The sequence below is a fragment of the Luteibacter sp. E-22 genome (assembly GCF_049913125.1).
GTDB lineage: Bacteria > Pseudomonadota > Gammaproteobacteria > Xanthomonadales > Rhodanobacteraceae > Luteibacter.
The window spans coordinates 165,765-187,770 of record NZ_CP183975.1 but is presented as its reverse complement, the minus strand read 5'-3'; the positions used below and the strand labels follow the sequence as shown (position 1 = coordinate 187,770).

Genomic DNA, 22,006 nt, shown 5'->3' with positions numbered 1-22,006 from the left:
CGAATAAAGGGTATATTCGGCTCACGAAATGAGCCGAATGGCTCGACTCATCGGCTCACGACAGCGGTATGAATGACCCCACCTGGATCTGGCAGCACTCCGACTGGCCAGCATTCCGCTGGCGAGACGAGGTCGTCGCGCCACTCCTGCGCGCCTGCCAGCTTGCCCAGGGCCGGCTGATGGGCGCCGCCAGCGCCGTGGATGCCGACCTGGGAGCCCGAAGCGAACTCGATGCCTTGCTGCAAAACATCGTGGCCTCATCGGCCATCGAGGGAGAGCTTATCGATGTCGGGTCGGTCCGTTCGTCGCTGGCGCGCCGCCTCGGCCTGCATGACGAGGTTCCCGGCCGGCGGAGTGCGCACAGCGAAGGCCTGGCCGAACTCATGCTGGACGCCACGAGGAACTACCGCGCTCCCCTCGATCTGCCTCGCTTGCTGCACTGGCACACCTTTCTCTTTCCCGCAGATGGAAACGTCCTGCCCCTGCGCATCCGCATCGGGGAGTTGCGTGGTGACGAACCGATGCAGGTGGTTTCCGGCCGGATGGATAAACCTCGTGTCCATGTCCAGGCGCCGCCCGGGTCCGGGCTGGAAAGCCAGGTCGATGTCTTTCTCGATTGGTTTTCCGCCAGTCGCGAGAACCCTGCGCTCGATCCCTTGCTCCGCGCCGGCATCGCCCACCTCTGGTTCGTGACGCTGCACCCCTTCGACGACGGCAACGGGCGGATGACCCGTGCGCTCACGGACCTGGCGCTTGCGCAAGCGGAACACCAGGCCATCCGCTTCTACACGATGTCCACCAGCATTCTCGATGATCGCCGGGGTTACTACGACACGCTGGAAGCGAGCCAGCGCGGCGGCCTGGACATCACGGCGTGGCTCGAATGGTTCCTGCGGACCTTGCTGCGAAGCCTCGAACAGGCGCTGGCCCACATCGACCGCGTGATGGTCAAGAGCCGCTTCTGGCGGGAGCACCGTACGCAAGAGCTTTCAGCAGAACAGGTGAACGTGCTCAATCGCCTGCTCGACGGAGGGGAGCGTGGGTTCCCGCAGGGCATCAGCGCGTCTCAATACCAGGCCGTCGCGAAAGTCTCCAAGGCCACCGCGACGCGTCACCTGGGCGACCTGCTCGACAAGGGAATGATCGTGCGCCTGCCCGGGGGCGGCCGCAGCACGCGTTACCGCATCGCATGGCCCGGCACGGGCGCCGCGGATACGGAGCGGCCCGATGCGTGAGTCCACGTCGCCCCGCATGACGACCTTCCTCTCCGCCCTCCGGCTCTGGTTGGCGCTGCTCGCCTGCGGGCTGGCCGTGCTGCTGGGTTCGGTGCTCATCGGCGGCGGCGATTCCACCATCTCCGCGTCATGGCAGGCGCTGGTGTCGCCCGCGGAGACCCCGATGCATGCCATCGTCTGGGAGCTTCGCATTCCGCGCGCGGTGGCCGCCTATGGCGTCGGTGGGCTGTTGGCCATCTCGGGTTGCCTCATGCAGATCCTCGTGCGCAATCCCCTGGCCGATCCCTATACGCTCGGCCTTTCCGGTGGCGCCGCCGTGGGTGCGCTCGGCGCCATGCTGGCCGGGGCCGGTGCGTTGGCGACCGCCCTGGGCGCGGCCTCGGGGGCCCTTCTCGCATGCATCGCCGTCTTCGTGCTTGCCCATCGCGACCTGCTTGCCCGCGCTCGCGCCGCGCAGCGCGAAGACTCCACCGACCTCATCCTGATCGGCGTGATGCTGGCCTCGGGCCTGGGTGCGATCGTCAGCATGATGCTCGTGCTCGCACCGGACAAAAATCTGCGCGGCATGCTGTTCTGGATGATGGGCGACCTCAGTGGCGTGGCGAACTGGCTGCTGCCGGTCGTGACGCTGCTCGCTTGCGTGCTCCTGGTCGCACCCCTGGGACGACAGCTCAACCTGCTGATGCGCGGCGAGGAATCGGCCAGCGCCCTGGGCGTCCGGCCGAACGCCGTGAAGTCGGCGATCTTCGCCATCGCGTCGCTGGCCACGGCCGTGGCCGTGACCACGGCGGGTACCGTCGGTTTCGTCGGGCTGGTGGTACCGCACGCGCTGCGCCGGATCGTCGGCAACGACCAGCGTGTACTGCTGCCTGCCTGCGCGATCTGCGGAGGGATCGTGGTCGTGGTGGCCGATACGATCTCGCGCATCGTCGCCGATCCCATCCAGCTTCCCGTCGGCGCGGTGATGGCGATCATCGGCGTGCCTACCTTCATGTTCCTGCTGGTACGGCGGCGATGAGCATCGAGCTGGTCGCCGAATCGCTGGCCGTGTCGATGCGTGGACGGTCGCTCGTCGGCAAGCTGGACATGCGTATCGCGCCAGGGCAGGTATGGTGCGTGCTCGGACCAAACGGAGCGGGCAAGTCCACCCTGCTGCGCACGCTGGCGGGATTGCGTGCGCCAGACGGCGGCCGGGTGGCGCTCGGAGGACGTGACGTCGCTTCGTATCGTCCGATCGAGATCGCGCGCCGGCGCGGCTTCCTACCGCAAACGATCGTGGATGCCTTCAGCCTCACGGTCATGGAAGCCGTGATGTCTGCTCGCCACCCCAGCCTGCCCTTCTGGGCCTGGGGCGACGAGGACACCCGCCACGCGGAGAACGCATTGCGCACCTTCGAACTGGAGGCGCTGGCGGAGCGCGACATCACCACGTTGTCCGGCGGCGAACGCCAGCGGGTGAACATCGCCACGTTGTTCACCCAGGACGTGGACATCATGCTGCTCGACGAACCGCTGTCGTCGCTCGATCTTCACCACCAGATGAAGACATTGCACGAACTGATGCGTGCCGCCTCCGAACAGGGCAAGTCCGTCATCTATACGGTCCACGACATCAATCTCGCCTTCCAACACGCCACGCACGCCGTGCTGCTGGATGGCAAGGGCGCCGCGCTAGCCGGCCTCAAGGACGATGTCGTCACCAGCGAACACCTCAGCGCCGCCTTCCACCACCCCATCCATGGCGTCACGCTCGGCGACGAACTGTTCTTCCGTGCCGAACGCCTCAACGGATCATCTCGATGATGCGACTCATCACCTTCGTCGGACTGCTCTTCGGCACCGCCGCCGCCACGGCATCGGTCACCGTCGTCGACGATGCCGGCCGCAGCGTGACCTTGCCCGCACCCGCCCATCGCATCGTCAGCCTGGCGCCCAACCTCACCGACGCACTGTTCGCTGCCGGTGCGGGCGCCTATGTCGTGGGCACGTCGCGATTCAGCGACTATCCCGCAGCGGCGAAGAAGGTTCCGGTGGTCGGCGACGCGACCATGATCGACCTGGAGCGCATCGTGGGCTTGAAGCCCGATGTCGTCGTGGTGTGGAAAAGCGGTAACGCCGCGTCGCAGGTGGAGAAACTCACGCGCCTGGGGATACCGGTGTTCTACTCGGAAACGGCAAGGCTCACCGAGGTGGCGTCCACCACGCGCCGGCTCGGCAAGCTCGCCGGCACGGAGGACGCCGCCGACCGCAACGCCGACGCCTTCGAAACCGAACTCGACCGGCTGCGAACCGCCTATGCCGGCAAGAAGCGCCTGAAGGTGTTCTTCCAGATCTGGGACCGGCCGCTGATGACCGTCGGCCGCGCGCAGATCATCGACGACGCCCTGGTCCTTTGTGGCGGCGACAACATCTTCGCCGACCTCGACCAGCCCGCGCCGGCCGTCGGTCGCGAGGCGGTGCTGGTGCGCAACCCCGATGTGATCCTCAGCGGCGGCGGTGAAGGAGAATCGTTGAATGGCTGGAAGGCTTCGGGCTTCCTCGCCGCGGTGAAGCACGACAACGTCTTCGCGATCGACGCACCGACCCTGGCTCTTCCCTCCCCCTCGATCCTCTCCGGGGTAGCCACCCTCTGCCATGCCCTTGACGAGGCTCGTACGAGGGCGGCGCGCTGACCCTATCCATTCGGCGATCTCGCGGCGACTGGTCCTCGCCCGGGTCGGGCGATAGAATCTCACTTCCTTCCCATCCAGGCGTCAGTCCAGTGCGCAAGTAATGCCATTGCCCCCAAGGGGGAATTTCGATCTTCCCCACAGCGGGAAGCCGATGGCATGAAAGAGATGGCGCATGACGACGACCTTCCTGACGCTCGATGGCGTCACTTGTGTCCTTCCCGATGGAAGGACGCTTTTCTCCGACCTCCACGAATCGTTCGACGACCGCCGCACTGGCCTCGTCGGCGGCAACGGCGTGGGCAAGAGCGTGCTTGCGCGCATCCTTGCCGGACGGCAGGAGCCGACACGGGGGCGTTGCGATCGCGTCGGCCCCGTCCATTACCTCGCACAACGCGTCGCCGACGATCCGGCTGAATCGGTCGCCACGCTCGCCGGTGCCGGCGATACGATCGCGGCGTTGGAACGGATCGAGGCGGGGAGCACCGACCAGCGCGACTTCGACGCGGTAGGCGATCGATGGGCCGTGCGCGAACAGCTTCGTGACGCGCTCGATGCGGAAGGCCTCGCCCATGTGGACGCGCGTGGCCCGACCCATGCCCTGAGCGGAGGCGAAGCCATGCGCGTGGCCCTGCTCGGCGCACGCCTTCGCGCTGCGGATTACCTGATCCTGGACGAGCCGAGCAACCATCTCGACAACGAAGGCCGCACGGCGTTGATGCAGTGGTTGCGAGGATGGCATGGCGGCCTCCTCGTCATCAGCCACGACCGGCGACTGCTCGGCCAGATGGAGCGCATCGTCGAACTGTCGCCCCGGGGCTTGCGTAGCTATGGAGGCGACTACGCCTTCTACGAACAGGTACGTCGCGAGGAACGGCACGCCGCCGAACGCGTACTCGATGCACGCAAGACCGAGCGCAAGCGTGGTGAGCAGGCGCTGCGCGAGCAGCAGGAAAGGCAGGCGCAGCGACAGGCCCGCGGGCAACGTGACGCCAGCCGGGCCAACCAGGCGCCCATCCTGCTCGGTGGACGGAAGAGCCGGAGCGAAGGCTCGGCCGGAAAGCTGAAACGACAACGGGAAACCACGCGCGATGCGCTTTCCCAAAGGGTCGCCGAAGCGGCGCGGCACGTGGAAAGCGAGGTGTCGCTCGCCGTGCTCGCCCCGGACGCGACGCGCGTGGCACGACGCAGGGTGGCCGTGCTGGAGCGCGTGGAACTGCCTTTCGTGCGTGGTGCGGCAGGCATCGTCGATCTCGTCCTCATGGGCGGGCAGCGTGTCGGTGTCGTCGGTGCCAATGGCAGTGGCAAGTCCGCCCTGCTGCAGGTACTCGCCGGACGAATCGCGCCACGGGCCGGGCATGTCGACGTTCCCGTGCCCGTGGCCTGGCTGGACCAGCGGCTTTCGACGCTGGACCCGGGCCGCCCGGTGATCGACCACATGCGGGAAGCGAATCCCGCGGCGGCCGAGGATGCGCTACGCCTGCGGCTCGCCCTGCTCGGGCTCGATGCGGACAAGGTAGCGGTGCCTGCCGCCCGACTGAGCGGCGGGGAGCGCCTCAAGGCCGCCCTCGCGCTGGCGCTCGTCGCCGATCCGGCACCGCAACTGCTGCTTCTCGACGAACCGGGCAACCACCTCGACCTTGCCTCGCTAGAGGCACTGGAGACGATGCTCCAGCAGTACGAGGGTGCGCTCATGGTGGTGTCGCACGACGGCGTCTTCCTCGATCGCCTTCGGCTTACCGACCGTCTTTCGCCAACGCCGGCGGGGTGGCGGATGACGCCGTGGTGACGCCATGCGCAGCGCCCCGGCCATGAGGCACATGCCCGCTTCGCGGGCTACGGCGCGTTCGTTCCGGTGTCCTACGGCTTCGCCGCGCCGGCCTTCTCAGGCAAACGGTAGCGCTGCTTGCCGTAGGCCCAGCTTGGCCACAAGGCATGCGCCAGCGCGGTCTTCTCGAGCTGCGGATCGACCGGCTGCGGCTCGAGCTTCTCGCCGTCGGGGCTGTACTCGCCATTCAAGGTATAGCGGTACTGCGTGGGCGCCTGGTTGGGGCGAAGCACGATCAAGCGGTCGTCCTTCAGGTAACCGTAGTTGTCGCCGTACTGCATGATGGCGCGGTCCGGATAACGCTGGGTGAGATCGGCACCAAGCATCGGGTGTTCGCTGCTGATACCGATGAGCGAGAGAAGGGTGGGTGCCAGGTCGACCTGGCTGACGATGTGGTCATCCTTCTTCACCGGCACGCCCGCGCCGAGGATCAACGCCGGAATGTGGAAGTGGCGCACGGGCACGAGGCTCGCGCCGAACACGCGCGCATCATGGTCGGCCACGATCAGGAACACGGTGTGGTTCCAGTACGGCGACTGCTTCGCCCGCTCGAAGAAGCGGCCGATGGACCAGTCGGCATAGCGCACGGCATTCGCGTTGCTTGCCGGATCGCCGTCCGGCTGGATACGGCCGGCGGGATATTCCCAGGGCGTGTGGTTGGACACCGAGAAGGCCACCGTGAGGGTGGGTTTGTCGCCGTCGTCGAGGAGCCGGTGGTGCAACTCGTTGAACATGTCCTCGTCGGACGCGCCCCACGAACCGACGAAGCCCGGCTTGGTCTCGAAGGTGGCGCGATCCACCACTTCATTGAACCCGTTTCCGAAGAAGAACGAGCGCATGTTGTCGAAGTGCGCCTCACCGCCGTAGAGGAATCGCGTGTGGTAACCGAAGGTATCCAGCAGCGAGCCGAGGGTGAAGAAATCGCGCTGGCTGCGCGGCAGTTTCAACACGGCTTCGGCAGGCGTGGGCAGGAAACCGGTGGTGACGGCCTCGAGGCCACGCGCGCTGCGCGTGCCGGTGGCATAGGTGCGGGTGAGCCACCAGCCATCGTTCGCGAGCTTGTCGAGTTCCGGCGTGTATCCCGCGCCACCAAGGCTGCCGACGAACTGCGCGCCGAGGCTCTCCTCGAGGATGATGACGAGGTTGAGCGGCTTCTCGCCCTGACGTGTCGCTTGCTGACGATGCAGGCTCGGGTATTGCGGATCGAGCGGCGCGCCGTCGAGCCCGGCGTCCCTGCGCACGATCGACTGCATCTCGTCTTCGGGCATCTTGCCGTACACCGCCGACGCGGAGCGTTCATTGCCCAGCGCGATGGCCGCGTTCAGCACGTTGTAGAGCGAGTTCAACGGCAAGGTGTTGACCATCGCGTCGTTGGTGAAGGCGACTTGCGAGGCATTCAAAGGACGATGCTGCAACGTGCCGCGGCCGGCGAGGAAGAGCACCACGAAGGCCAGCACGGTGGCCACGGGGCGCAACCATCCGCGCATCGGCACGCGATCCGGCCGGCGCGTGGGCAGCAGGCGGAAACCCAGCCAGCCGATCAGCGCGAAGGCCACGAGGCCCGCGGCCACCGAGAGCTTGTACCCATGCCAGAGCATGGCCGCCACTTCGTTGGGGCTGGTCAGGTATTCGAAATAAAGACGGTTCGGCCGCGTGTCGTATTCGACGATGAACTGCGGCGTGGAAACTTCCAGCAGCACGAAGGCCAGCCACCAGAAGCGCAGCCACCATGCGGCGATGCGCGTGGGCCATGCGCGGTGACCGAGCCAGGGCGAGAGCAGCGCCGGCCACGCCACGATCATGGCGACCAGCGAGAGGTCGATGCGCCAGCCGCCGAACAGCACCGGCCAGAGGCCGCCGGCATCGTGTACGCGGGTCCACTGCCACAACGATAGTCCCACGCGCGAGAGCGTCAGGAAGACGAGGGCGGCAACGATGAAACGCCAGGTGAGCTTGCGCACGTTGGAGATCCGGGTGGGGCGCGGCGGATGGCCACGCGTGGAAGACGCATGTTACAGCGCCAAGACTTTACACTGTGCGTCCCATCAGCAACTTACGGCGGCCTTTCGGCCACCGCACGAGGATCGACGATGTTCAGACTGGCCGAGGCCCAGCCGATCGCCACCGGGCATGTCCGCGAGGTGTACCAGCACCCCGGCGAGGCGGACCTGTTGATCAAGGTGATCGCCAGCGGCTCCATCGAGGAACGCTGGAACAAGGCCCCGTGGTATCGCCGCATGGCACGCAGCGGGCCGTACAAGGACTTCGTGCGCGAATTCCGCGAGTACGTCACCGGGATCTACGTGGGCGGCTATGCCACTTCGCCCATCGCGCGGGTGGTCGGCCTGGAGATGACCGACATCGGGCTCGGCCAGATCGTGGAGAAGGTGCGCACGCCCGATGGCCGGCTGGCGCCGACCCTGCACGACTGGGTGAAGGCGGAAGGCTTCACGGCGAAGACCCAGGCGGAGCTGGACGAGTTCTACGCGCGACTGCTCTCGCACAACACCATCGCCGCCGACCTGCACGCATGGAACGTGGTCTACGGCGAGGACTCCCGCGGCGGGCCACGCCTGGTCATGATCGACGGCTTCGGCGAGAAGAACATCATCCCGCACTGCTCGATGAACCGCGCGCACAACGCCTCGCGGACGAAGAAGAAGTACGAGCGCATGCTGCGGCGGACGAAGGCCGACGCGCCGCCTACTTCGTAACCGCTGGCGACGGCACGCAGCCGGGTTTCGACGCCGCCATGGGAAGCAGCGCGAAGCGCGAGCGGTTCGCCACGCCCAGCGGCACGACCTTGTCGGCGACGATGCAGTCGTCGAACGCTTCTTCGTTGATGAGCAGCCAGCGATGCGCCGGATCGGCCGCCTGCCAGGCGCGCGCATCGCGCAGCTGTGCCGCCGAATCGCGCGCGAAGCCGAACTCCGCCACGGGCCGCCGTGCCTGATAGAGAAGCTCCTCGCGCCACACCACGAGGCCGAGCTCGCCATCGGTGCCGATCGCGGCGTCCGCCTCCTCCATCAGCTGACGCGTGGACTGGTTGGCGTCGAGCAGCGGATACGTGCCCAACGGCCAGATGATCCATGCCAGCGCCATGCCACCGAGCAGGGCGGCGACCCCGCGTCGTGGCCTGAAAACCAGCGCCGACACCAGGAAGCCCACGCCCACCGCGATCACGCAGACCCAGAGGTCGTGGCCGTGGCCCGGCAGTTCGTAGCCTTCGGCGATGCGTTGCGCCGCCTTCGGCGCCTTCGTCAGCGCCCACAGGCCGGCTCCGCCGAAGACCGCGGCGCAAGCGACCGTCACCCAGAACGCGACCCTGGGCAACCAGCGCGTCTTCAGCAGGTCCACGACATACGGCGCCATCGCCAGGGCCAGCATCGGCAGCGCGGGCAGGATGTAGATCTCGCGCTTGCCGCGCGGAATCGAGAAGAACACCAGTACCAGCACGAACCACAGCAGGGGCATCCACACCCGCGGCTCACGCAGGCGCAGGGCCTCGCGCCAGCGCGGCACGAGGAAAGGAACCAGCAGCCAGGTCGGAATCCACTGGCGCAGGATCACCAGCAGGAAGAACCACGGTTTTTCCTCGTGCTGCCAGGAATTGGCGTAGCGCTCGGCGGTCTGCCGGAACAGGATGTCGTGCACATAGGCCAGATACTCCGGCGTGCGCAACCCGTAGGCCGTCGCGAGCATCGGCACCAGCCACAGCGCGATGGCGAGCAGGAAAGCCAGCGCGCCGCCCGCCCAGCGCCAGCCGTCGCCGCGGGTCACCGTCACCCCCGGCCATTGCCGCGCACGCATCACGGCGTAGGGAACCAGCATCAGCAAGGCGATGACGCCCACACCCTTCGTGATCACCCCCAGCCCGGCGGCGAAACAGCCCAGCCAGTACATGCGCCAGTTCGGGCCGCGCAAGCAGTGAAGCAAGATGCCGGTATTGCCCAGCGTGATCCAGAACAGGTTGAGTGGGTCGATCTGCGCGTGCTTGATGACGTCGACGAACTGCATCGTCGCCAGCACGAGCGTCGCCGCCACCAGGCCCACGCGCGCGTTCCACAGTCGCCGGCCGAGGTGCCAGACGAGGGCGAGCGTGCCGAGGCCGGAGAAAAGCGAGGTCAACAGGAAGGCGCCGCGCCAGCCGCCCGTGAGCCACATCCAGAAGGCCTCCGTCCACATCAGCATGGGCGGCTTGTCGGAATACAGCTCCATGCCCCGGTGCGGGAACAGCCATTGGCCGGATTCGAGCATCTGCCGGGCGACGAGGGCGAAGCGCGGCTCGTCCGGCGGCCACGGGTCACGCAGGCCGATGCCCGCCGCCAGCACGGCCAGGGCGATCAGCATGAACCAGCCGAACTCGCGGCGAAGGGATCGTTCGTCGGTGGATAGCATGGATACGTCTGGCAAGGCGGTCCCGCGCATCGTAGCCGAAGGGGCACCCCGCCACCCTTACCGTTCGCTTAGGGGTCCATTTCAATTTTCCGGAGCTGGCACGTCTAAAGGGTTCGCCGGTGCGGAAATCGGCGTTCGTCCCTGCCCGTACGGGCGTCGATTTCCCACCGTGCGACCATATAGCGCTTATATCCAGCCCATGAACGCGGTCAGGCAAACCATGGATCCATCCGAGGCGGGCACGCCACCCGGCGGCACGCGCGCCACCCAGGTGGTGGCCCTGTTCCGCGAGCACAACGCGGCACTCGTGGGCTTCCTGCGGGCCCGGCTGAACTCGCTCGCGGATGCCCAGGAAGTGGCTCAGGAGGTCTACCTCAAGCTGCTCTCGCTGGACGACGCGACCGTGATCGACTCGCCGCGCGCCTTCCTGTTCCGGGCTGCCTCCAACCTGGCCGTGGACCGCCTGCGCATGCGCAACGTGCGAGCCTCGGCGCCCGCTGACCCCGACGGCGACAACTGGCACGCCACGCCGATTCCCGAGCAACACGCCTCGGCCCACGAACAGTGGCGCGACCTGCGCCAGGCACTCGACGAACTGCCCCCCAAGACCAGTCGCGCCTTCGTCATGCACGTGATCGAAGGGCGGGAATTCGCCACGATCGCGCGTGAGATGAATCTCAGTGAGCGCATGGTGCGCTACCACGTCGGCAATGCCCTGGCGCATTGCCGTGAACGCCGCGACCGCGCGGAGAACCTCCGATGACCACGACCACCCACGCTGCCGATCGGCAGATCGAGTACACCGCCGCCGACTGGTGGGTCCGCCTTCGAGACCCCGGCCTGCCCGATCCGGCCTTGCTCCAATGGAGCGAGTGGCTCGAAGCCGATCCGCGGCATGCGGAGGCTTTCGACCGCGCGTCCGCCCTCGCCGAAGTGGCCGGAACCATGGACGCGGAGAACCGCAAGGCATTCGCCCATCGGTTCGCCCCGCCCCGGCCGCCGCGCCGCACGATTCCACGCGTCGCTCTCGCCGTGGCGGCCAGCGTGCTGCTCGCCGTCGTCGGAGCGGGCACGTTCCTGGGTTTGCGCCATGGACAGGTAGAAGCGCCGCGGCAATACGTCAGCGAACGGGCGGGCCATCGCGACATCGACCTTCCCGACGGCTCCAGCATCGAACTCGGCGGCGCCAGCTCGATCACCGCGCGCTACGGTCGCGATGAGCGCGCCGTCGACCTCGAAGCAGGCGAGGCGTTCTTCCGCGTCGCGCACGCCGAACGGCCGTTCGTCGTCCATGCGGGGCCCTTGCAGATCCTCGACCTGGGTACCGCCTTCAACGTGCGCCGCACCGGCGACCGGGTGACTGTCGCCGTCACCGAGGGCCGCGTGCGGGTCTCGCCCCTGGCCACCCAGGGTGACGCCGGCACCATCGAACTGGGAGCGGGACGTGAAGTCTCCTTCGACCCTGAGACGCAGGCGATGCGGATCCTCGACATCGACCCCGCGAGCGCCACCGCCTGGCGCGGGCATCGCCTGGAGTTCGTCAACGAGCCCTTGTCCTCGGTGATCGAAAACGTGAACCGTTACAGCGCGCGACCGATCCGGCTCACCGATCCTGCCCTCGGCAAACTGACGTTTACCGGTACGGTCGAGGTGGATACCATCGACAGCTGGGTATCCGCCTTGCCGCGAGTCTTCCCGGTACGTGTCGACACCTATCCCGACCGGCTGGAACTCGCTCGCCAGACCACGATGGCGCGGAGCATCCAGCCGCGCTGAAGACCACAAGGGCCGCAAGTCTTGCAGTACATGCTTCGCGGGCGCCGGCGCGCACTCACCGGCGCGCTCGCGCTGGCTCTCGCGGCGCATGCCGCCGGGGCGGCCGAAGCACCTGCCGACGGCCCTTCCGTCCCCATGCCATTCGCCATCGCGCCGCAACCGCTGGCCACGGCGTTGCTGGCCTGGGGCAAACAAGCGAACGTGCAGGTCCTCACCGCTTCCGGCTCGATCGCCAACTGGCGCTCGGGTGGCGCCCAGGGCGTATTGACTCCGAATGCCGCGCTGGACGAGTTGCTCGAGGGCACCGACCTGCAACGCGAGTCGTACGACAAGCGCACCGTCGTGGTCCGGCAGCGGCAGAAACCCGACAACGCGACACCCGCCCCGGTGGATCCCGACGTCGCGTTCGATCCTGGCACCGTCGTGCCACTGGCCACCGTGGACGTGCAAGGGCTGGTTTCCGACACGGGCTTCAAGGCAGACACCACGCGCACCGTCACGCGCGGCGAGGCGCGACTCACCGATGTACCCCAGTCGGTCACCGTGGTGACCCGGGACGTGATCGAATCGCAGCAGGCCGTGGATATCGGCGATGTCGCCCGCTACGTGGCGGGAGTGCAATACGTGGACGGGTATGGCGGCTCGCCGCTCTTCCTGATCCGCGGCTTCGACGCTGGCCACGGCTTGACCGACGGCATGCCCAACGGTATCGCCCGTACCGAGGATCTTCCCCCGCTGATCGGCATCGAGCGCGTGGAAGTGTTGCGTGGCCCCGAGGCCATCCTTGGCGATGCCTCGCAGAACAACAATTTCGGTGGCTCGATCAACGTCGTCATGAAGAGGCCACAAGCCGAGTCCGTGCGCACGCTGACCTATTCGCTGGGCGAGTACGACGGCGCGCGACTCGGCCTCGACCTGGCGGGCGCCGCCTCGAAAGACGGCAGCGTGACCTACCGCCTCGTGGCGGCGGGCCAGCGCGGCGAGAAGACGCCGCAAGGCTTTGGCGGCGGCAGGGGTGCCTATCTCGCCCCGTCACTGGCGTGGCAGGGGGAGCAGACGCGGGTGATGGGCGGACTGGAGTTCGTGGACAACCGCGTGCCCGGCCCCGACCACACCGTGCTGCTGGGTCCCGGTCTGTCCACCGCCAAGCCTTACCGTTCCTTATCCGCCGATCCCACCGACGAATCGACCTATCGTACGAGCCGGGCGGTATTCGAACTGGACCATGAATTCGGCGATGACTGGACCTTCCACAGCCAGGGCCAGTACGTGCGCCAGCGCAGCGACGGCCGCAGCCAGTCCTATCTCGCCAGCGGATTCGCCGGGGCGCTGGACGCCGTGGATCGCCGCTTCCGCTATTCGGGAACGTACTGGACCTGGCAGAACGACCTAAGCACCACGTTCCGCCATGGCGACGTCACGCACACCTTGCTGATGGGGTTGGACCTGGCGCGGACACATGCCGGCGACAACGGCAGCGGCAGTACCGAGGAAGGCGTCACGGCGGACACATCGAACATCGACGCCGTGATCATCACCAGGCCGCTTGCCTACGACCTGCGCAGCAGCAACGACTTTTCCGCGAAATTCAATACGCTGGTGGCGCCGGTCAGCACCACGGTGCAAGCGCTGGGTGGCTCGTGGCAGACCAACGCGGGCCTCTACCTGCAGGACCAGATGGCGATCGGCGAGCAATGGAACGTGCTGGTGGCGCTGCGTCGTACCAACTACGAACTGGAGACCCGCTGGCAGGACGGCTCACCCCGCCGGGTGCACAAGTCGCGCTGGATTCCAAAACTGGGCGTGGTCTACAAGCTTTCGCCCACCATTGCCCTCTATGCCGATACATCCACCGGTTTCCAGCCCGATCCCCTGCTTGGCAAGGACGGCCAGCCTCTACCGGTGGCCACCTCGCGCCAGGTCGAACTCGGTGCGAAGTTCGACTTGTTCGACCAGCGCGCGCGCCTGACCGCGGCGCTCTACCGCATCCACGTCGACCACAGTGTCGACCTCGTCTCGCCCGAACCGCCTTTCTTCGCCACGCCGGGGCCGGGCCAGACCAATCGCGGCCTGGAACTGGAATTCGCGGGACAGGTCGCGCCCGGGCTCGACGTGCTCGCCAGCCTCACCGAAGCGCACATCAGCAACCATGACGACACGCGGCCGACCGGTGCGCCGAAGCATCAGGCGGCCGTATGGACGAGCTATCGCTTCGGCGAGGGGGCGGTGAAGCCGTGGGGCGTGGCGGCCGGCATTCTCGCCCGCAGCCGCAGCCTCGGCCGCACGAGTTCGGACGGGCGATATTTCGGCATCCCCGGGCAAGCCAGCGTGGAAACCAACGTATCGCGCTACGGCGAGCACTGGCGGCTCACGCTCGGCGTGAAGAACCTCTTCGCGCGCACGCTGTACGCCGTGAACTTCGACGAGACCTTCGTACCGATACGACAGGGGCGTGTGGTCTTGCTCACCGGCACCTACGACTTCTAACCGCTGGGATTCAGCCAACCGATTTCGCGAATGCCTTCAGCGCGACCTCGCAGGCCTCGCGGCGGAAGGCGTCACGCTCGGCACGTCCGCTCGATTCGCCGAGACGGGGGATGTCATAGCAGCCATCGACGCCCGGCACACCGCCATGACGACGCCAGAACCTGTCGTACGAGGCAGCCGTCACGCCGGCACGGCGATCCAGTGGATGTGCCGCGCAGGACACGCCACGTACGCGCTCCACGCCGTAATAGGTAGCCAGTGCGCGCACCACCGCCAACAGCAGGTCGCGCGGGCGCAGGCCGCCGCTGGCCCGGCTGAACCGGGCGATCGCACCACGGCCCAGATAGGCCCATGAGCCACGCACGGCGCCGACGAGCAGCCCCTCCGCGCCACCGAAGGTGATCGCGCAGGACGAGATCACTTCCTTGTCGCCGTTCAACAGGTACAACCCGAGCTCACCGGTGCACTCGCTTTCCGGGGCGCGTGCATGCAGATAGGCCACTTCGCCGTCGCCGAGCGGCAGCGTGGCAAGGCGTACGTCATGGCCCTTGAGCAGGCGGGTGCTCAAGCGTTCGGGGAATTCGCGCGCCACGAAGCGATAGTGGGCTTCGATGAGCCGCGCGCGGGCATCGAGATCGAAAGACCGCGAGATGTAGTGCGACTGCCAGCGCTCGTACACCCGCGGATTGAACTCGGCGGCCACCCGCATCGCACGCGATGCACCCACCAGCCGGAGCCATTGGGCCTGGCGGCGAAATGCGGTGAGCGTGCGCAGGAGATAAGCGAGCCGCCGCTCCGGCATGGGCCGGGAGCGTCGCAAGATCGCGCGCCGCCGCGCATGGTCGAACACCAGGCCCAGGGGGCCGCGATCCTGGCGGGGCGACGTCCAGCCTAGCGGCAGGTCGTCGAAGGGCGCGCTGTGGGGGTAGCGGGGCTGCATACCTACAAGACGTACGGCGACCCTGAAATTGAAATGCCAGGCTGAGGAAATGGCATGGCCTGCTGAGAGACAACTTCAGGCCTTGGTGGGAGCCGACTCTGTCGGCGATCCCGCGGCAGCGGGCCAGGTCGCCGCAAGCACCCATCGCCGACAGAGTCGGCTCCCACAGGGGTGGCCGGTTCCGCCGGGCGTCAGGTGGTCAGACGCTAGTCTTGCGGCGTTCGCCCTTCCGCTTGCGCCGCTCGTCTTTCCAGACGATCCACGCCGCCAGCAGGGTCAGCAGTGCCAAGGCGAACCAGGTGATCGCGTACATGAGATGGTTGTCGGGGAAGGCGATGACGGTGAGTCCACCGACCGGGCCGTCGTTGCCCTCGCCGCGCCCCGGCGAGGATGCCGCATCGGCATCGACGAAATACGGTGCCACGTCGTCGAGACCTTTCGCCGCGGCGATGGCGGGCACGTCACGCGAGAACCAGCGATCCTCCGCCGGCCGATTCGGCTGCAGGAACGCGCCCTTCGGTTCGCTGATGCGAAGCAGGCCGGTCACCGAGGCTTCCCCGGACGGTCCCGGGGTGCAGGTGGCCTTGCCCCCGCACCAGGCGGGCGAGACGAAACCGCGATTCACGATCACCACGTCGCCACTGCGCAAGCGCAGTGGCGTCAGCAGCCACGAGCCCATGCCGAGTTCGGTGCTCGCCCGGACGCGCACGCTCTTGTCCTGCAGGAAACGGCCGATGAGCTTGACCCGACGGTATTCGTCGTTGGCCGCACTTACCAGCGGCCACTGGCCGCGGCCCGGCGCATCCACCGGTTCCGCGTGCACTCGCGCATCCACGCGGGCGACGAGGTCGTGTTTCCACGCCCGGCGCTGTACTTGCCAGACGCCCAGCGCGACGAACGCCGCGAACAACACCATCCCCAGCAGGGCCAGCAAGCCCAGAACGAAGACGCCGCGCGGTCGGCGCGGCGTCGTGGTGTCGTCGGCGCCGTCCACGCTCAAGGCAGGTTCTTCACCTGCTGCTCGGTCATGTCATGGGACATGCCCGGCATCATGTTCGAGTTGAGGTGGAACATGACCCAGATCGAACCGGAAAGTGTGATCACGACCAGCACCAGCGTGAAGATCAGCGCCAGCATGTTCCAGCCGCCTTCCGACTTCGTGTTCATGTGCAGGAAGTAGATCATGTGCACCACGATCTGGATCGCGGCGAAGGTGAGGATCACCACCGCCAGCGTCTGCGAGTTCGGGATGACCTTGCCCATCACCAGCCAGAACGGGATGGCCGTCAGCACCACGGCGAGGAAGAACCCCGTCATGTAGCCCTTCAGGGTGCTATGGCTGTGACCGTCGTCGTGTTCGTGTTCGTGGTGATCGTGCGATTCGATGTGCGCGCTCACGGCAGCACTCCCATCAGGTAAACGAAGGTGAAGACGCCGATCCAGACCACGTCGAGGAAATGCCAGAACATCGACAGGCACATGATGCGGCGTTTGTTGGCCGGCGTGAGCCCGAAACGGCCCACCTGGAACAGCAAGGTGATCAGCCAGATGATGCCGAAGGTCACGTGCAGGCCGTGGGTGCCGACCAGGGTGAAGAACGACGACAGGAATGCGCTGCGCTGCGGACCCGCGCCCTCGTGGATCAGGTTGGCGAACTCGTAGAGCTCGATGCCGAGGAAGGTGGCGCCGAACAGGCCGGTGACGATGAGCCAGGCCATCATCGTGCCCTTGCGGTTCTTCTGCATCTCCAGCACGGCGAAGCCGTAGGTGATCGAAGACAGCAGCAGCATCGTCGTGTTGATCGCGACCAGCGGCAGTTCGAACAGGTCGGCTCCGGAAGGACCGCCCGCGTAGCTGCGGCCAAGCACGCCATAGGTGGCGAACAGGCAGGCGAAGATGAGGCAGTCGCTCATCAGGTAGATCCAGAACCCGAGCAACGTGCCGTTGGCCGGATGGTGGTCTTCCTTCATCCAGAACTGGAGGTCCTGGTCCGCGACGGCGGCGGAGGGCGTGGCGTTCATATCAGACATGGGCGGCAAGCTCTTCCGTGCGGGCGGCCTCGGTCCGGGCCACGACATCGGCGGGGATGTGGTAGTCGCGCTTGTAGTTGAAGGTGTGGCCGATCGCGGTCACCAGCAGGGCCACGAAGGTGATGCCGGCGATCAGGAACATGTGCCAGATCATCGCGAAACCGAGCACGAAGGCGAAGCCTGCGATGATGATCCCGGCGCTGGTGTTCTTCGGCATGTGGATCGGCAGGTAGCCCTCGGTGCGGCGACCGGCGTTTCGCTCCTTCATGTCCCACCACGCATCCGATTCGTGAATGATGGGAGTGAACGCGAAGTTGTATTCCGGCGGCGGCGAGGACGTCGACCATTCCAGGGTGCGGCCGTGCCACGGATCGCCGGTGACATCGCGCAACTCGTCGCGGCGCTTGTAGCTGACCCACAACTGGACCAGGAACGAGCCGATGCCGAGCGCGATCAACACCGCGCCGAAGGCGGCGATGCGGAACCAGATGGCGAGCGACGGGTCCTCGAAGTGGTTCATGCGGCGCGTGACGCCCATGAAGCCGAGCACGTAGAGCGGCATGAAGGCAAGGTAGAAGCCCACCAGCCAGAACCAGAACGAGCACTTGCCCCAGAACGGGTCCAGCTTGTAGCCGAAGGCCTTCGGAAACCAGTAATTGATACCGGCGAACAGGCCGAAGATCACGCCGCCGATGATCACGTTATGGAAGTGCGCGATCAGGAACAGGCTGTTGTGCAGCAGGAAGTCGGCCGGCGGCACCGCCAGCATCACACCGGTCATGCCACCGATCACGAAGGTGATCATGAAGCCCACCGTCCACAGCATCGGTACCTCGAAGTGGATGCGGCCACGGTACATGGTGAACAGCCAGTTGAAGATCTTCGCGCCCGTGGGGATCGAGATGATCATCGTGGTGATGCCGAAGAACGAGTTGACACTCGCGCCCGAGCCCATGGTGAAGAAGTGGTGCAGCCACACCAGATAGGACAACACGGTAATGACCACCGTGGCGTACACCATCGACGCATAACCGAAGAGGCGCTTGCGGCTGAAGGTGGAGACGACCTCGGAAAACACGCCGAAGACCGGAAGCACCAGGATATAGACCTCGGGGTGGCCCCAGATCCAGATCAGGTTCACGTACATCATGGCGTTGCCGCCGAAGTCGTTCGTGAAGAAGTTGGTGCCCGCGTAGCGGTCGAGGGAGAGCAGCACCAGCACCGCCGTGAGCACCGGGAAGGCCGCCACGATCAGCACGTTCGTGCACAGCGAGGTCCAGGTGAAGATCGGCATCTTCATCATGGACATGCCCGGCGCGCGCATCTTCACGATGGTAGCGATCAGGTTGATGCCGGAGAGGGTCGTTCCCACGCCGGCCACCTGTAGCGACCATATGTAGTAATCGACCCCGACATCCGGACTCTGCGCCAGCCCCGACAAGGGCGGATAGGCGAGCCAGCCGGTGCGGGCGAACTCACCCACGAACAGCGAGGCCATCACCAGCAAGCCGCCGGCGACCGTCATCCAGAAACTGAAGTTATTGAGGAACGGGAAGGCCACGTCGCGTGCGCCGATCTGCAGCGGCACGACGTAGTTCATCAGGCCGGTGACCAGCGGCATCGCCACGAAGAAGATCATGATCACGCCGTGGGCGGTGAAGATCTGGTCGTAGTGGTGCGGAGGCAGGAAGCCCGGATTGCCGTTGAAGGCGACGGCTTGCTGGGCACGCATCATCAACGCGTCGGCGAATCCGCGCAGCAGCATCACGATACCGAACACCATGTACATGATGCCGATCTTCTTGTGATCGATGCTGGTGAACCACTCGCTCCACAGGTAGCCCCACAGCTTCGCCCGGGTGATCACGGCAAGCAGGGCGATGCCGCCGATGGCGACCATGATGAAGGTGCCGACGAGGATCGGCTCGTGGTATGGGATCGCCTCGAGGGTGAGGCGTCCGAAGATCAGTTTGGCTAGATCGGGCATGTTCATTACCGGACTCGGCAAGGCTTGAATTCTGAGGAGGCCGCCGCTCTTAGAGCGGACGTCCGGCAGGTGTCATCGGCTGGCCGGCGGTGCCGTTGCCGACGCACAGGGCGCCGACATAACGCTGGCGGGCGTCGGCCAGGCCCACTCGCGCGCGGGTCGCGGCGTCGAGCGAGGTCACGTTGTAGGCACCGACCACGCCCTGGCCACCATGCGCATCGAGCGCCGCCATGTCGTTCATGCACATGCGGTTGGATTCGACGCAGCGGTTGAGGATGGCGTTGTAGAGGCCGGGGGTGACCGTCCCGTAGTAATGGACCGGTTCCTTCTCGCTCGGCTGTTCGAGCTTGAGGTAGTCCTCGCGGCCGAGCTGGTCCGCGCTCGCCTTGGCCTTCGCCACCCAGGCGTCGAAATCAGCGTCGGACAGGCTATGGAAGCGGAAGCGCATGTCGGAGAAGCCGGCACCACTGTAATTGGCTGAAATGCCTTCGAAATCGCCGGTTTTGTTCATCACCGCATGGAGCTTGGTCTCCATGCCCGGCATCGCGTAGATCATGCCGGCGAGCGAGGGCACGAAGAACGCGTTCATGACGGTCGAAGCGGTGATGTGGAACTCGATGGGGCGGTCCACCGGGGCGGCCATCTCGTTCACCGTGGCGATGCCCTGTTCCGGGTAGAGGAACAGCCACTTCCAGTCCAGCGCCACGACCTCGACCACCAGGGGCTTCGTACCGGGGGCCAGGGTGCGGCCCTGGGATATCTGGTCCAGGGGACGGTACGGGTCCAGCTTGTGGGTGCTGGTCCAGGTCACGGCGCCCAGGGCAATGATGATCAACAGGGGCGCCGCCCAGATCAGCAGCTCCAGCACCGTGGAGTGGTTCCAGTCCGGGGCGTATTCGGCGCGGGCCGCCTCGTTCGACGCCCGGTACTTCCAGGCGAAGATCAAGGTCATCGCGATCACCGGGACGATGATGATCAGCATCAGCACCACGGAAATGATGATCAGGTCGCGCTGCTGCCGGGCGATGTCGCCCGAGGGGGATAGCAGCACGGCATCGCAGCCCGACAAGAGCAGGGCCAGGGCGGGGATCAGCAATCCGCGCAACATCTTCATGGACATTCGCATGATGGAGGCAACCGTGGGGACACGAAAAAATACGCCGATACGCCTGCGCAGGCCATAGGACACTTTGTCCCATGGCCCTGCAAGCCGAGTAGTGCGATCCTTGGCTATCCTGCCATCCACCTCCCCGAGCGGGCCGAATACGATGTCGAGCATTTCACACGCCCATCACAATGCCGCGGAAGGCGCCGAGAACGACGTCCGCCGCCAGCACCAGACCAGCCACGCCGCCGTGGCCCCCGGCGAGATCGCCGTGGGCGTGGTCATCGGCCGCGCTTCGGAGTACTTCGACTTCTTCACGTACGGCATCGCGTCCGTCCTCGTGTTCCCGTCGGTGTTCTTTCCATTCCTGAACCAGCTGGACGGCATCCTGCTGGCCTTCACGATCTTCTCGTTCGCCTTCATCGCGCGCCCCATCGGCACGACGCTGTTCATGGCGATCCAGCGCAACTGGAGCCGAAGCACCAAGCTTACGGCCGCCCTGTTCCTGCTGGGTACCTCAACGGTGTGCATCGCCTTCCTGCCGGCCAACACGTCCAACGGCTACACGGTCATTGTGATTCTGTCGGTGCTGCGCTTCTTGCAGGGCATTGCGCTAGGCGGTTCCTGGGACGGCCTGCCCTCCCTGCTTTCGCTGAACTCGCCGAAGAACCGCCGCGGCTGGTACGCCATGCTCGGCCAGCTGGGCGCCCCGACCGGCTTCCTGATCGCCGCCTCGCTGTTCCTCTTCCTCAATACCCAGTTGTCCCGTGAAGACTTCCTCGGCTGGGGCTGGCGCTATCCCTTCTTCGTGGCCTTCGCGATCAATGTCGTGGCGCTGTTCGCCCGCCTTCGCCTGGTCGTCACCGAGGAATACACCCAGCTTCTTGAAGAGCGCGAGCTGGAGCCGATCGGCATCATCGAGATGGTCCAGGCACAGGGCTACAACCTGTTCATCGGCGCCTTCGCGGCCCTGGCCAGCTACGCCCTGTTCCATATCGTGACGATCTTCCCGCTGTCGTGGATTTCCCTGAATCGCTCGCAGGACATCAACAACGTCCTGGTCGTACAGATCGTCGGCGCGTTCGTGGCGATCCTGGCCACCGTGGCCTCCGGCGTCATCGCCGACAAGGTCGGCCGTCGCAATACGCTGGGCACGATGGCCGTGCTGATCGGCCTGTTCGCCATCGCCTCGCCCTGGTTGCTCGGCGGCGGCAAGATCGCCCAGGATGCCTTCCTGATCGTCGGCTTCGCCCTGCTCGGCCTTTCCTATGGCCAGGCGGCCGGCACCGTCACCGCCAACTTCGCCAAGCGGTTCCGTTATACCGGCGCGGCCCTGACCTCCGACTTCGCCTGGCTGATCGGCGCGGCCTTCGCCCCACTGGTGGCGCTGGGCCTGTCGGCCCGCTTCGGCCTGGTCGCGGTCAGCGCCTATCTGCTCTCCGGCGTGGCCTGCACCCTGCTGGCGTTGCGCATCAACAAGGCCTTCGAGACGGACCGGAACAAGGCTTAAGGGGGCGGTCCTCCGGGGGGAAATAGCCGCCCGATCTCCGG

At 66.2% G+C, this 22,006-nt stretch carries 18 protein-coding genes; 10 read left to right on the top strand and 8 right to left on the bottom strand.

Annotated elements, in window-relative coordinates; genetic code table 11:
• Positions 1 to 68: 68 nt before the first annotated feature.
• From ACN9M2_RS00760 to ACN9M2_RS00740, 5 genes are all read left to right on the top strand, one after another.
• Positions 69 to 1,235, top strand: coding sequence for a Fic family protein (locus ACN9M2_RS00760; protein WP_426286297.1), 1,167 nt, complete (start codon positions 69 to 71; stop codon positions 1,233 to 1,235).
• Positions 1,228 to 2,253 (top strand): FecCD family ABC transporter permease, encoded by a 1,026-nt coding sequence (locus ACN9M2_RS00755; protein ID WP_426286296.1) that lies wholly within the window; start codon positions 1,228 to 1,230, stop codon positions 2,251 to 2,253. Before ACN9M2_RS00760 ends, ACN9M2_RS00755 begins: the two co-directional genes overlap by 8 nt.
• Entirely contained in the window at positions 2,250 to 3,038 is a 789-nt protein-coding gene (locus ACN9M2_RS00750) for an ABC transporter ATP-binding protein (protein ID WP_426286295.1), read from the top strand. Before ACN9M2_RS00755 ends, ACN9M2_RS00750 begins: the two co-directional genes overlap by 4 nt.
• A complete protein-coding gene (locus tag ACN9M2_RS00745; RefSeq protein WP_426286294.1) occupies positions 3,035 to 3,907 on the top strand; it encodes a cobalamin-binding protein in 873 nt (290 codons plus the stop codon). Before ACN9M2_RS00750 ends, ACN9M2_RS00745 begins: the two co-directional genes overlap by 4 nt.
• A 172-nt stretch (positions 3,908 to 4,079) precedes the next feature.
• Positions 4,080 to 5,693: an ATP-binding cassette domain-containing protein gene (locus tag ACN9M2_RS00740; protein WP_426286292.1), complete on the top strand. Its 1,614-nt coding sequence runs from the start codon at positions 4,080 to 4,082 to the stop codon at positions 5,691 to 5,693.
• A 71-nt stretch (positions 5,694 to 5,764) separates the two neighbouring features.
• On the opposite strand, the gene ACN9M2_RS00735 is transcribed toward ACN9M2_RS00740, so the two are convergent.
• Complete coding sequence (locus ACN9M2_RS00735; protein ID WP_426286291.1) at positions 5,765 to 7,693, bottom strand: LTA synthase family protein; 1,929 nt, start codon at positions 7,691 to 7,693, stop codon at positions 5,765 to 5,767.
• 129 nt (positions 7,694 to 7,822) lie between these two features.
• On the opposite strand from ACN9M2_RS00735, the gene ACN9M2_RS00730 reads away from it, so the two are divergent.
• Positions 7,823 to 8,446 (top strand): YrbL family protein, encoded by a 624-nt coding sequence (locus ACN9M2_RS00730; protein WP_426286290.1) that lies wholly within the window; start codon positions 7,823 to 7,825, stop codon positions 8,444 to 8,446.
• Here ACN9M2_RS00730 and ACN9M2_RS00725 read toward each other — a convergent pair.
• Entirely contained in the window at positions 8,436 to 10,130 is a 1,695-nt protein-coding gene (locus ACN9M2_RS00725) for an ArnT family glycosyltransferase (RefSeq protein ID WP_426286289.1), read from the bottom strand. The genes ACN9M2_RS00730 and ACN9M2_RS00725 overlap by 11 nt on opposite strands.
• Positions 10,131 to 10,350: 220 nt before the next feature.
• On the opposite strand from ACN9M2_RS00725, the gene ACN9M2_RS00720 reads away from it, so the two are divergent.
• Genes ACN9M2_RS00720 through ACN9M2_RS00710 form a run of 3 tightly spaced genes read left to right on the top strand, consistent with a single transcriptional unit; the run spans position 10,351 to position 14,393 of the window.
• Positions 10,351 to 10,893: an RNA polymerase sigma factor gene (locus ACN9M2_RS00720; RefSeq protein ID WP_426286288.1), complete on the top strand. Its 543-nt coding sequence runs from the start codon at positions 10,351 to 10,353 to the stop codon at positions 10,891 to 10,893.
• Positions 10,890 to 11,906, top strand: a complete 1,017-nt coding sequence (locus tag ACN9M2_RS00715) for a FecR family protein (RefSeq protein ID WP_426286287.1) — start codon at positions 10,890 to 10,892, stop codon at positions 11,904 to 11,906. Before ACN9M2_RS00720 ends, ACN9M2_RS00715 begins: the two co-directional genes overlap by 4 nt.
• A 30-nt stretch (positions 11,907 to 11,936) precedes the next feature.
• Positions 11,937 to 14,393 (top strand): TonB-dependent siderophore receptor, encoded by a 2,457-nt coding sequence (locus ACN9M2_RS00710; protein ID WP_426287964.1) that lies wholly within the window; start codon positions 11,937 to 11,939, stop codon positions 14,391 to 14,393.
• A gap of 10 nt (positions 14,394 to 14,403) precedes the next feature.
• On the opposite strand, the gene ACN9M2_RS00705 is transcribed toward ACN9M2_RS00710, so the two are convergent.
• The 6 genes from ACN9M2_RS00705 to cyoA all read right to left on the bottom strand — a co-directional run bounded on the left by ACN9M2_RS00705 (position 14,404) and on the right by cyoA (position 20,464).
• Complete coding sequence (locus ACN9M2_RS00705; RefSeq protein ID WP_426286286.1) at positions 14,404 to 15,333, bottom strand: DUF535 family protein; 930 nt, start codon at positions 15,331 to 15,333, stop codon at positions 14,404 to 14,406.
• Between the two features lie 199 nt (positions 15,334 to 15,532).
• Positions 15,533 to 16,327, bottom strand: a complete 795-nt coding sequence (locus ACN9M2_RS00700; protein ID WP_426287963.1) for an SURF1 family protein — start codon at positions 16,325 to 16,327, stop codon at positions 15,533 to 15,535.
• A 2-nt stretch (positions 16,328 to 16,329) separates the two neighbouring features.
• Positions 16,330 to 16,731: a cytochrome o ubiquinol oxidase subunit IV gene (gene cyoD / locus ACN9M2_RS00695; RefSeq protein WP_426286284.1), complete on the bottom strand. Its 402-nt coding sequence runs from the start codon at positions 16,729 to 16,731 to the stop codon at positions 16,330 to 16,332.
• A complete protein-coding gene (gene cyoC / locus ACN9M2_RS00690; RefSeq protein WP_426287962.1) occupies positions 16,728 to 17,303 on the bottom strand; it encodes a cytochrome o ubiquinol oxidase subunit III in 576 nt (191 codons plus the stop codon). Before cyoC ends, cyoD begins: the two co-directional genes overlap by 4 nt.
• A 52-nt stretch (positions 17,304 to 17,355) precedes the next feature.
• The gene (cyoB, locus tag ACN9M2_RS00685; protein WP_426287961.1) at positions 17,356 to 19,329 is read right to left on the bottom strand and encodes a cytochrome o ubiquinol oxidase subunit I; all 1,974 of its coding nucleotides are present in this window, start codon (positions 19,327 to 19,329) and stop codon (positions 17,356 to 17,358) included.
• Positions 19,330 to 19,399: 70 nt separating this feature from the next.
• Positions 19,400 to 20,464 carry a ubiquinol oxidase subunit II gene (cyoA, locus tag ACN9M2_RS00680; protein ID WP_426286282.1) on the bottom strand — a complete coding sequence of 355 codons (1,065 nt, stop codon included), beginning with the start codon at positions 20,462 to 20,464 and terminating at the stop codon, positions 19,400 to 19,402.
• A 154-nt stretch (positions 20,465 to 20,618) separates the two neighbouring features.
• On the opposite strand from cyoA, the gene ACN9M2_RS00675 reads away from it, so the two are divergent.
• Entirely contained in the window at positions 20,619 to 21,965 is a 1,347-nt protein-coding gene (locus ACN9M2_RS00675) for an MFS transporter (protein ID WP_426286281.1), read from the top strand.
• Positions 21,966 to 22,006 lie beyond the last annotated feature (41 nt).